Source organism: Pseudoalteromonas sp. 1_2015MBL_MicDiv (assembly GCF_002407505.1).
GTDB lineage: Bacteria > Pseudomonadota > Gammaproteobacteria > Enterobacterales > Alteromonadaceae > Pseudoalteromonas > Pseudoalteromonas fuliginea.
Genome location: NZ_CP012738.1, coordinates 895,253 through 907,248, shown reverse-complemented (window position 1 = coordinate 907,248; position 11,996 = coordinate 895,253). Strand labels below are relative to the sequence as shown.

The window sequence follows — 11,996 nt, the reverse complement described above, 5'->3', positions numbered from 1 at the left end:
ATATAAGGTAATAAAGGTTAAGGGTGTATAATTAGGATATAACTTGATGATAAATATGAATAATATTAAAAAAAGCAGATCACCTTTATACTTGGTTAAGATCAGATCTTTATTAACACTCAGATCAGCTTTTTACTAAGGACTAATTGAGATATATAGTTATGCACAGCTTACTCATTAAGTTATGAACAAAAACACCTCTTGAGATCCGATTTTTACTAAGTAAATTATAAAGTTATGCACGGGTCTACTAGATAAAAGGGGCATTGAATTAGTATAGATCTGATCTGTAGTAAGTACAGATCAGATCTATTCTAACTCGATATTGCTTTATCCACAGGAGAATTACTTAAAAGCGTAATTTGTCGTGTTTAATTTAATAAAATATCAATTACACTGGACAAAATAATAGCTGAGTTAGTAAAAAAGAGATTTATAACTCACTTGTTAGTATAATAATGATCTGAAAACACCAAAAATTGACAACAGTTAGTATAAAAGTGATCTGAATGTTTTATTTAAAGTCAGATCACTTTTATACTAACTTAAACATTTAACTTTTCTTGTTTTATGTGTTGTTATTAACTGTCGCAATAAAAATGGAAATAAGAACAATGAGCCGAAAGGTCAACATCTCGGTAGATAACTTGCCTGATACACTAAGAGGCCAAATTCACGGGGTGGAAAGTGCAATTGATAACGAGAGTTTAGCACTATTTACAGATAATAAAGATGTTCGCATTTCTATTGAAAATGCTGCTCATGGATTACGTGCTTATTCAAATACGTTTAATCACTATGATTTATGGGGACGCTTTGTTCGTTCTGGCCATAAGAAATTGCCGCTTGAAGAAGCACCGAAAAAAACAATCATTACACGTAAAATATCAGAAAAAGTGGACGGTATTTTATACGATGGCGAAATAAAAATAACACCTGCTGTTGTGAGTACTCGTAAAGATGGCGAAGACGTAGAATATTTGGTTTGGCCATCAGATAGAGAAGAAAAAGTAGAGCGAGCCTTAATTCGTTTGGCTTCAAAAGGTAAAATAGTAAAAATTAATTTTAAGTCCGGTATTCAATATGCCGTGGTTTTTTCTATGAACGAGTTAGCGCAAGAACTCAAAGCGGTAGGGCAATCAATGCCGTATCCTGCAATTAAAGAATCACTTGAAGCATTACAAGGCTCTAAACTTTCGTTTAAATATTCGGCAACAGATACAAAAAACTCTGACATTGATGATTCCTTTTACGAATCAAACATGAACTTTTTATCGTCACTACATTTTAGTGGGAAAAAAGGTCAAGGCGGCAATGTTAAATGTGTAGCTTGTTTAAATGCATTTGTTCATAACATGATTGATAACCTTGAATACAAAGGGTATTACTTTAATAGCGCACAAGAATTAAAACGGGGATTGTCGCGTTGGATGATGCTTCGTTTGTACCATCTTTGGCGATATGCTGCTCCAGGTAAAACATATCATTTTAGATTGCTTTCTATTATGGAAAAGTACGGTTCTATTTATTCAACTGACAATATTACTGAGAATAAATTAAAAGCATTACGCCGTGATATGACAACAACAATGAAAGATTTGATTGAAAAAGGTGCGATATCAGAATACAGCATTACAAACGTCAAAGATGACAAAACTGGTAACATTATTGATTACACATACGAAATGCACCCGTCTGATCAGTTTTGTGACGAAATACTGACATTAAATAAGCATAACAAACGTATTGAGATTCAAGGTGGTAAACGCATTGTTGAAAATGCGGTTTTGATAGATGAAGATAAAATTGAAGAGATAGTAGAAAAATAGCAACGAATTTATTTTATTATCAATAACTACCTAAAAGGCCACTTAATGTGGCCTTTTTAACATAATCATTTATCTACTTGTTCTAAGTAAAGTCTGTTGACTAAAAAGTCATAATCTCGTTTGCGTGGATGGCTTAATGGTTTTTCATAGTTTTGTAATATGCCAAGTTTTACATCGGGTTCCGGATTAATTAAGATAAATGGCAATGCTGCACTAACGTGATACCTATTTTGTGCCGTGTATCTTACATTTACTTGGGGACTTACGCGAGTAGGGCGGCGTATTCGTAGTTTTTCTTTTTCACCTAAACTAGCAACTCGTGCTTGTTCTTGAGCTACAAGTAATTGCCACTTTTGCTGATCGATCATTCTTGGGTTTCGATAACCGGCCGATTTATCGAGCATCTCTAGTGCCATTTTTTTAGTAAGTGTTTTTGTTGCATGTTTGTGCATCCAGGTAAACCTAACTGAAAATGGGGATTCACTCTCACTATGAATTTTACGATATGCAGCAAGCGTTATTAAATTTGGTATAGCATTGTGAACAGCTTCAAATCGCGCATCGTTGCTATCAATAGCTAAAATACATTCTTTAAATGTAGCTTTAGCTTGATTCACTTGGGCTATACGATTATTTAAAGCATGTTTATCTGCATTTTTAATAACAAGCAAGCCTGGGTGCCTTTTTAAAACACGACTGCTTAAGCCCGATTTTTTATAAATGTCAGAAAAGGAGTGAAGGATTGCTTTTTGAGCCGGAGCGCCCGATATTTTAGAAACGATTATAGATTCTGGAACTTTACTTTCATCTATACTACTAACATCAGGTAACTGATAGTACTCTGCTTTGGAAAATTCACACTCTTTCAGTTCTTCAATTAACCTTAAAGTTAACTCGTTCATTAAATCAAACTGACTTCTAATTTGTACCTTAGTTACCATTACCCACCTCAAAGAACACATCTTACTAGGTCAATATTATTACATGCACTTTGCTTTGTCTAAATAAATAATCAAATTCACTCAGCGTCACATATATCTATTAATTAAATTTAGTATGATGTGTTCTTTGCCTAAAGTGAAATCCCTAAACTAAGAATTAAACTTTTACATATTTGATCTTTGTATTACATCAACCAGTTAATGCGCTTAGTTCTGAATTGGCTGATTAACTAAGAGTAGGGAAAATGAGTTAAACGAACTTATATCGTATTAGTAACACGGTAATGAGAGTAAATATAAAAGTTTTTAACTTCAGCATCATTCTAAAAATATCTCTACCATTTGGGTTTTTAATCATGATAAACACTATCGTGTTGGTAGAGAAAACGTAAATTGCGTACCACACCTTTACGTTTTGGCGCTTGTGAATCTAGTTCTTTTTGTGAATACTTTACCATGCAAATAAATGATTAACACATCCGCCATATCATACATTAAGGCCTGCACATAGTAGTTGCTAACTATTAATTAAATTTCACTGTAAAGTTAAGGCTACATTACTTACCATTTAAGTATGATGTGTTCTTCATTAAGTTACATATAATAAACCCTTATGCTCTATTTATTCTCAATGCGCTAAAATTGCAATTAGCGCTCTATAATTGCTTGTATTTAAACACTTTAGTTTATTAAAGATAAAACTAAAGTGTATGTTATATAACCACATGGATTAAATAAGATTACTATTATACTTAACTCATAACTAAATAATTGGTAAATAGTGAATTTAGTCCTTGAACATAGGGGCCTGCATACGGTAATTTCTTCTTATCAGGTAATGTAGGAATGAGGAAAGAACATGCAATCGTGGAACCCAAATAGCTGGAGAGAGCTGCCAATACTGCAGCAACCACAGTACCCAGATCAAGAAATACTTAAATCAGTAGAAGGCCAATTAAAGACGGCTCCGCCTTTAGTTTTTGCTGAAGAAACAAGAAGCTTATTTAAACAACTTGAAGATGTGTGCGAAGGCCGTGCATTTTTACTTCAAGGTGGTGACTGTGCAGAGTCGTTTAGCGATTTTAATGCAGCTAACATTCGCGATACATTCAAAACAATTTTACAGATGGCAGTTGTATTAACATACGGCGGTAAATGCCCTGTAGTTAAAATAGCGCGTATGGCTGGTCAATACGCTAAACCTCGTTCAGCAGACTTAGAAACAATTAATGGCGTGTCTTTACCATCTTACCGTGGCGACATCATTAATAATATTGAGTTTACAGAAGAAGCACGTATACCGGATCCACAACGTTTAATGACGGCTTATCATCACAGTGCCGCTACGTTAAACTTATTACGTGCATTTGCACAAGGTGGCCTAGCCGATCTTCACCAGGTTAATCGCTGGAACATGGGCTTTGTTGCTGCAAATCCACTTAAAGAAAAATACCAACAACTTGCAGATAAAATTCAAGACGCACTAGAGTTTATGGAAGTGTGCGGAATTAACTCTACAATTGCGCCAAGCTTAAAAGAAACCGATTTATACACTTCTCACGAAGCTTTACTACTTGGTTACGAAGAGGCACTAACACGTCGCGACCATTTATCGGGTGATTGGTACGATTGTTCTGCTCACTTTGTTTGGATTGGTGAACGTACACGCCAACTAGACCACGCACATATTGAATTCTTTAAAGGCATTAAAAACCCAATTGGTGTTAAAGTTGGCCCAGGTATGGACCCAGACGACCTAATTCGTTTAATTGACGCATTAAACCCAGATAACATTCCTGGTCGTTTAACGCTAATTACGCGTATGGGTGCAGACGTACTTCCTGAAAAACTCCCAGCATTAGTAAGAAGAGTTCAACAAGAAGGCCGTAAAGTAATTTGGAGTTCTGATCCAATGCACGGTAATACTGAAAAAGCGACTTCAGGTTACAAAACGCGTAACTTCGATAATATCATGCGTGAGATCAGTCAGTTCTTCGCTGTACACAAATCAGAAGGTTCATATGCAGGTGGTGTTCACCTAGAAATGACAGGTCAGCACGTAACAGAGTGTACAGGCGGTGCTTACGGTTTATCTGACGATGACCTAGCACAGCGTTACAAAACTCAGTGTGATCCACGCCTTAATGCCGACCAAGTATTAGAGTTAGGCTTTTTAGTCGCAGATTTACTAAAAGACGCACGTAAATAATATTTGTTGATACTAAAAAAACCGCTTAATTGCGGTTTTTTTATTTCAAATTTGATGAGTGAGTTAGTACTTACGTCGCTCCAAGTCTGTTTCTATCAGTATTTTTGCAGAAATTTCTTCAACAGAATGATGCGTAGAATTAAAGTAAGCTATTTTGTGCCGCTTATACAACATTTCCACTTCGCGCACCTCAATACGGCACTGTTTAATTGAAGCATACTTAGAGTTAGCCATACGTCGATGCCTTATAGCCGCAAGCCTCTCAGGGTCAATCGTCAGTCCAAATAACTTATGTTTATAAGGGACTAAACACTTAGGCAAACCTTCATTATCCAAATCTTCTTCTGTAATAGGGTAGTTAGCTGCTTTAATGCCGTACTGAAGTGCTAAGTATAAGCTTGTCGGTGTTTTACCACTTCTGCTAACGCCAATTAAAATGATGTCTGCTTCGGAGAAGTTTTTAATATTTCCGCCATCATCATTCATAAGAGCATAGTTAACCGCATCAATTCTAAAATCATAACTTTTTTCGTGGATAGAATGCGTACGATGCATTTTTGGAACAGGGGCTACATTGAGTTCTTTTTCTATTTTTTCGCTATACGTAGTTAAAAAATCATACGTAACTGCATCAGCCGATTTTATAATTTCACTTAAATTGTGATTCACAAAAGTAAAAAACACGAAAGGCTTTTCACCTGTTTTTGCAGCAGTTGCATTAATTAAAGCTTTAATTTCGTGCGCTTTTTCTTCAGTTTCTACAAATGGAATTGTTTTATGATTAAAATCGATAGGAAACAACGACAAAGTCGCATGCCCAAACACCTCTGAAGTAATTGCTGTTCCATCTGATATATAAAAAGCAGTTCTCATAATTAACCTTTTTATTGCGTTTAAATCCCTAAAATGGGTTTCCCACGGTTTACGTGAGGACTGTTGCCAGTGTAGAATGATGACGACCTTTATAAAAGGTTTTCTTTCTTAACTCTCACAGTTAGACCTACAATTTGTTTTTTTTGGAGAAAGATCCGTGCAAGAATACGTTCTCTGGTATCAAGAGCTTGGTATGCAAGATGTTCCTCGAGTTGGCGGTAAAAACGCGTCACTTGGCGAAATGATTTCAAACCTCGCAAACGCTGGTGTACAAGTACCGGGTGGTTTTGCAACTACCGCAGATGCTTTTAATGAGTTTCTAGATCAATCAGGACTCACCGCCAAGATTCATGACATCCTAGATACACTTGATGTTGATGATGTAAATACACTCGCTAAAGTCGGTGCCGACATCCGCCAATGGATAATCGACACACCATTCCAACCAAACCTAGATCAAGCCATTCGCGACGCATATAGCCAACTTCATGGCGATACTGCAGCAGATGTATCATTCGCAGTACGTTCATCAGCTACCGCTGAAGATATGCCAGATGCATCATTCGCAGGCCAGCAAGAAACTTTCCTTAACGTTGTTGGTATCGATTCAGTCATGGTCGCTATTAAACACGTATTTGCTTCATTATTTAACGACCGTGCAATCTCGTATCGTGTTCACCAAGGTTACGATCACCGTGGTGTAGCCCTATCAGCGGGTATTCAGCGCATGGTACGTTCAGATAAATCAGCATCTGGCGTAATGTTTAGCATTGATACAGAGTCTGGTTTTGAAGACGTTGTATTTATTACATCAAGCTACGGCTTAGGTGAAATGGTTGTACAGGGCGCAGTTAACCCTGATGAGTTTTATGTTCATAAACCAACACTCCTTAAAAATAAACCTTCAGTAGTACGTCGTAACATTGGTTCTAAAACCATTCAAATGATTTACTCAGAAGATAAAGCACACGGTAAGCAAGTAGACATCGTTGATGTTGCCCCTGAGCTTTCAAATAAATTTTCGATTACAGATGAAGAAGTGCAAGAACTTGCCAAGCAAGCTGTAATCATCGAAAAACATTACGGTCGTCCTATGGACATCGAATGGGCAAAAGACGGTAACGACGGCAAACTATATATAGTCCAAGCACGCCCAGAAACTGTACGCTCAAACGAAGACTCTAACGTAATGGAACGCTTTCAATTAAATGGCACAAGCAACGTTGTTGTTGAAGGCCGTGCAATTGGTCATAAAATTGGTAGCGGTGTTGTACGTGTTCTTGATTCAATCAAAGAAATGGACCAGGTACAAGTAGGCGATATTTTAGTTACCGATATGACCGACCCTGATTGGGAACCAATCATGAAACGTGCAGCAGCGATTGTTACAAATCGTGGTGGCCGTACGTGTCACGCGGCAATCATTGCACGCGAACTCGGTATTCCGGCAGTTGTTGGTTGTGGTAATGCAACTGATTTAATTAAAGCGGGACAAGAAGTAACAGTATCGTGCGCCGAAGGCGATACCGGCTTTATTTACGAAGGTATTTTAGATTTTGAAATACTAACGTCACGCGTTGATAAAATGCCAGAACTACCAATGAAAGTAATGATGAACGTGGGTAACCCCGATCGCGCCTTTGACTTTGCACGCTTACCGCATGCAGGTGTTGGCCTTGCGCGAGTTGAATTTATTATCAACCGTATGATTGGCGTTCACCCTAAAGCGTTATTAAATTTTGATGCTCAAACCGATGCATTAAAAGCAGAAATTACTGACATGATTGCCGGTTACGAATCACCAGTAGAGTTTTACATAACAAAACTGGTTGAAGGTATTTCAACGCTTGGTTGTGCTTTTGCACCGGAGCGTGTAATTGTGCGTATGTCTGATTTTAAATCAAACGAATACGCAAACCTAGTTGGTGGCCAGCAATACGAGCCAGAAGAAGAAAACCCAATGATTGGTTTTCGTGGCGCCGCACGTTATATCTCTGAAGACTTCCGCGATTGTTTTGCACTAGAATGTGAAGCTATAAAACGCGTAAGAAACGACATGGATATGGCAAACATTGAAATCATGATCCCATTCGTACGTACCCTTGAAGAAGGTAAACGCGTAATTGAATTACTAGAAGAGCATGGCCTTAAACGTGGTGAAAATGGTCTTAAAGTAATCATGATGTGTGAGCTGCCTTCAAATGCATTACTTGCTGATGAATTTTTAGAAATGTTTGATGGTTTTTCTATCGGCTCTAACGATTTAACACAGTTAACGCTTGGTCTTGACCGTGATTCTGGTTTAATCGCACATTTATTTGATGAGCGTAACCCAGCAATTAAAAAACTACTTTCTATGGCAATTAAAACAGCTAAAGAAAAAGGCAAGTACGTAGGTATTTGTGGTCAAGGTCCTTCAGATCACGAAGACTTTGCAGCATGGTTAGTAGAGCAGGGCATTGACTCTGTTTCACTAAACCCAGACACAGTAATAGAAACATGGTTATACCTAGCTAAAAAATTAGCAAAGTAATAAATTGGTAAGCTATAAAAAATGCCAGCAATGTATTGCTGGCATTTTTTTATAACCAATTAAAAGTTAAATTAACGGGCTAATTTTTTATCTAAATAAGCACATGATTTAGTTAACGCCTTTTGACAAAGTGATAAGTAATGCCGCGCTTTAGGATAGTAAAACGAAAAACACAATAAACCCGCCATAAAAAATATAAGTGATGGGCCAGGGACGATCGCAAAAAATAGCCCTAGCAAAATAAATAGCACGCCACTGATCTGTAATAGTAATTTTTTCATATAACACACCTCATTACTCGTTAACTTGAGTATAATTTAAGCTGCATTAAAATCGACTAAAAGAGTGTTACAAACTGTAAAATCTTCAATTTCTATTCGCCATCACCATGATATAATTAGTCAAATGCCCTAAAATATCGCCGTCATGATAGCAACAATTACACAGCAAGATGCCGCGACAGAACTTGTCGCAAATTACCTAAGTACCATTGCAAGCCAAGGTTTTAGTGGAGATACCGATGCCAGTTATGCAACGCGTATTACTGCTTCAACCGATAACAGTGTATATCAGCAAATACCGCAAGGTGTTATTTTTCCAAAAAATGAAAAAGATATTCAACTCGCACTGCAAACTGCATCTCGCGACCCATTTTTATCATTAACTTTTGGCCCTCGTGGTGGCGGAACAGGTACAAACGGTCAATCGTTAACACCAGGTATTGTTGTAGATTTGTCTCGCTATATGCGCGAAATCCTCGAAATAAATGTAGAAGAAGGCTGGGTACGCGTTCAAACTGGCGTAATAAAAGATCAACTTAATGACTTTTTAAAACCTTATGGTTTTTTCTTCTCACCCGATTTATCTACTAGTAACAGGGCAACTATTGGTGGCATGATAAGTACTGACGCCTCTGGGCAAGGTTCGTTAGTTTACGGAAAAACAAGCGATCATGTTTTAGGGCTTACAACTTATTTAGTCGATGGTACACCTATGTGTACCTCACCAATAGACATCGACAAAGCACAAATTATAGCGAATCAAGACTCACTAATTGGCAGTTTATATAAAACAGTTTTAGATATTTCAGTTAATGAACGCGCAGCTATTTTAGCTAAGTTTCCACGGTTAAATAGGTTTTTAACCGGCTATGACCTAGAGCATGTGCTAAGTGATGACTTACTTACTTTTGACATGAGCCGACTAATAACAGGTTCAGAAGGCTCATTAGGTATAGTAACTGAAGCTAAATTAAACCTAACGCCTATTGCCGAATTCAAAACGCTTATTAATATCAAGTACGATAGCTTTGACTCAGCACTTCGTCATTCACCGTTTTTAGTTGATGCACGCGCAACATCGGTAGAAACCGTAGATAGCAAAGTTTTAAACTTAGCGCGTGAAGACATCATTTGGAATTTAGTATCGGACTTAATAACCGACGTACCAAATAAAGATATGCAAGGCCTTAACATGGTCGAGTTTAATGCAGTATCAAACGATGATATAAAAGACAAAGTAGACACGCTTTGTAAACTTCTAGACGAATGCGTAGCAAATCAAACTAATGGCGTTATTGGTTATCAGTTAACCAGTGATAAAAGCGATATACTAAAAATTTACGCAATGCGTAAAAAATCTGTGGGTTTATTAGGTAATGTGAAAGGCAGTCAAAAACCACTCGCCTTTGCAGAAGACACCGCTGTACCGCCTGAAAACTTAGCAGATTATATTGTCGAATTTAGAGCATTACTCGACAGCCATAATTTACAGTATGGTATGTTTGGCCATGTTGATGCGGGCGTTTTACATGTGCGGCCGGCACTTGATATGTGCGACCCAGAACAAGAAAAACTACTTAGAACTATTTCAGATCAGGTAGTAAAACTAACCGCTAAGTACGGCGGTTTAATGTGGGGCGAGCACGGTAAAGGTTACCGAAGTGAATATAGTCCTGAATTTTTTGGTGAGCATTTATATACGCAACTTCGAAAAATAAAAACAGCTTTCGATCCTAATAATCGTATTAACCCCGGTAAAATATGTACTCCTATCGATAGTGAAGACTCACTAGTTAGTGTGGATGGACAAAAGAGATCACACTTCGATAAGCAAATATCAATAGAAGTTAAAACCAGTTTTAACAATGCAATGACCTGTAATGGTAATGGCATATGCTTTAATTACGATGAAAATTCACCTATGTGTCCATCGTATAAAGTAACTGGCGATCGCCGTAATTCACCAAAAGGACGCGCAAGTTTAATGCGCGAATGGCTTCGTCTACAAGAGTCAAAAAATGTAGATTTGCTCGAAGTAGAAAAGCAACTTAACAAAGGTGAAGTAATCACCTGGTGGGAACGTTTTGTTCATAGCCGCGAAAAACGAAAAGGTATTTACGACTTTTCTCACGAAGTAAAAGCGTCAATGGATGAATGTTTAGCATGTAAGGCATGTACAACAGCATGCCCAATTAAAGTAGATGTACCCACTTTTCGTTCGCGCTTTTTAAATTATTATCATAGTTATTATGCACGTCCGCTAAAAGATTACCTTGTTGGTAACATAGAAAACAGCGCGCCATTAATGGCAAAGTTTGCAAAAGTTATAAACCCAATTGTTAAAACATCATTAGTAAGCAATGTTATTAAAAAAACAGTTGGCTATGTTGATACACCACAGTTAAGTATTCCTGCACTTTCAAAGCGTATTACTAAAACACAAAAATTTGATTTTGATTTATTAAATAAATTAAATGCAGAGCAACAAAGTGAATATGTATTAATAGTACAAGACCCATTTACGAGCTTTTACGAAGCAGAACTAGTAGAAAGTTTTATTACTTTAATAACCCAACTCGGCAAAAAACCAATGCTATTACCTTTTAAACCAAATGGTAAACCGCAACACGTAAAAGGTTTTTTGCATGAATTTAAAGTTACAGCTAAAAATGCAGCTGAGTTTTTAAATAAATTAAATGATATTAATGCACCGCTAGTCGGTTTAGATGCTTCACTCGTTATGTGCTACCGCGATGAATATAATACAATTTTAGAAAATAACCGTGGTGAATTTAACGTGCAACTTGCCCATGAATGGTTAGAAACACAATCGTTTAAAACACTCAGTGCAAAGCAAAATACAGATACCGAATTTACATTACTGAGTCACTGTACTGAAACAACTGCACTGCCAAAAGCGGCAAATGTTTGGCAAACAATTTTCAGTGATATTGGTTTAACATTAAAAACAACAAATACAGGTTGCTGTGGAATGGCGGGAACTTATGGTCACGAAGCACAAAATCAGGATAACTCACGTGCACTTTACGAAATGAGTTGGAAACCAATTGTAGATAAAAATAAACCAGAGCAACTTTTATCTACGGGCTTTTCTTGTCGTAGCCAAGTTAAACGTTTTGAAAAGTTTAAACCAAAACACCCAATTGAATTACTCGCACAGGTACTTAGCTAATAAAAGTTAAAAAAAGGCGTAACTTAAAAATAAGTTACGCCTTTTTTTATTTATACCCATTCGCTTAATTAAATGATCGTTTTTGAGGCTGGAAAAACGCCTTGATACCTCGGCAAAAAATTCACTAATTTTTATAA

The 11,996-nt window shown here is 37.0% G+C and carries 7 protein-coding genes; 4 read left to right on the top strand and 3 right to left on the bottom strand.

Annotation, left to right across the window (positions count from 1 at the left end; translation table 11 throughout):
* The first annotated feature begins 614 nt into the window (after positions 1-614).
* A complete protein-coding gene (locus AOR04_RS21540; RefSeq protein WP_008134405.1) occupies positions 615-1,829 on the top strand; it encodes a hypothetical protein in 1,215 nt (404 codons plus the stop codon).
* Positions 1,830-1,894: 65 nt separating this feature from the next.
* Here AOR04_RS21540 and AOR04_RS21535 read toward each other — a convergent pair whose 3' ends face one another.
* Positions 1,895-2,770 (bottom strand): DNA replication terminus site-binding protein, encoded by an 876-nt coding sequence (locus tag AOR04_RS21535; protein ID WP_096794646.1) that lies wholly within the window; start codon positions 2,768-2,770, stop codon positions 1,895-1,897.
* Between the two features lie 859 nt (positions 2,771-3,629).
* Between AOR04_RS21535 and AOR04_RS21530 the strand changes: the two genes are divergently transcribed.
* The gene (locus AOR04_RS21530) at positions 3,630-4,979 is read left to right on the top strand and encodes a class II 3-deoxy-7-phosphoheptulonate synthase (RefSeq protein ID WP_008134407.1); all 1,350 of its coding nucleotides are present in this window, start codon (positions 3,630-3,632) and stop codon (positions 4,977-4,979) included.
* Between the two features lie 63 nt (positions 4,980-5,042).
* Here AOR04_RS21530 and ppsR read toward each other — a convergent pair whose 3' ends face one another.
* Complete coding sequence (gene ppsR / locus AOR04_RS21525; RefSeq protein ID WP_007583184.1) at positions 5,043-5,852, bottom strand: posphoenolpyruvate synthetase regulatory kinase/phosphorylase PpsR; 810 nt, start codon at positions 5,850-5,852, stop codon at positions 5,043-5,045.
* Positions 5,853-6,009: 157 nt separating this feature from the next.
* Here ppsR and ppsA point away from each other — a divergent pair, with 157 nt between their 5' ends.
* A complete protein-coding gene (ppsA, locus tag AOR04_RS21520) occupies positions 6,010-8,385 on the top strand; it encodes a phosphoenolpyruvate synthase (protein ID WP_096794645.1) in 2,376 nt (791 codons plus the stop codon).
* 71 nt (positions 8,386-8,456) lie between these two features.
* On the opposite strand, the gene AOR04_RS21515 is transcribed toward ppsA, so the two are convergent.
* Complete coding sequence (locus AOR04_RS21515; protein WP_039488918.1) at positions 8,457-8,666, bottom strand: PGPGW domain-containing protein; 210 nt, start codon at positions 8,664-8,666, stop codon at positions 8,457-8,459.
* 145 nt (positions 8,667-8,811) lie between these two features.
* Between AOR04_RS21515 and ydiJ the strand changes: the two genes are divergently transcribed.
* Entirely contained in the window at positions 8,812-11,859 is a 3,048-nt protein-coding gene (gene ydiJ / locus AOR04_RS21510) for a D-2-hydroxyglutarate dehydrogenase YdiJ (RefSeq protein ID WP_096794644.1), read from the top strand.
* Positions 11,860-11,996 lie beyond the last annotated feature (137 nt).

Bases quoted from the DNA above. Each gene is read 5' to 3' on its own strand.
- AOR04_RS21540 (WP_008134405.1), top strand. From the start codon at position 615: ATGAGCCGAAAGGTCAACATCTCGGTAGATAACTTGCCTGATACACTA.
- AOR04_RS21535 (WP_096794646.1), bottom strand. From the start codon at position 2,770: ATGGTAACTAAGGTACAAATTAGAAGTCAGTTTGATTTAATGAACGAG.
- AOR04_RS21530 (WP_008134407.1), top strand. From the start codon at position 3,630: ATGCAATCGTGGAACCCAAATAGCTGGAGAGAGCTGCCAATACTGCAG.
- ppsR (WP_007583184.1), bottom strand. From the start codon at position 5,852: ATGAGAACTGCTTTTTATATATCAGATGGAACAGCAATTACTTCAGAG.
- AOR04_RS21515 (WP_039488918.1), bottom strand. From the start codon at position 8,666: ATGAAAAAATTACTATTACAGATCAGTGGCGTGCTATTTATTTTGCTA.
- ydiJ (WP_096794644.1), top strand. From the start codon at position 8,812: ATGATAGCAACAATTACACAGCAAGATGCCGCGACAGAACTTGTCGCA.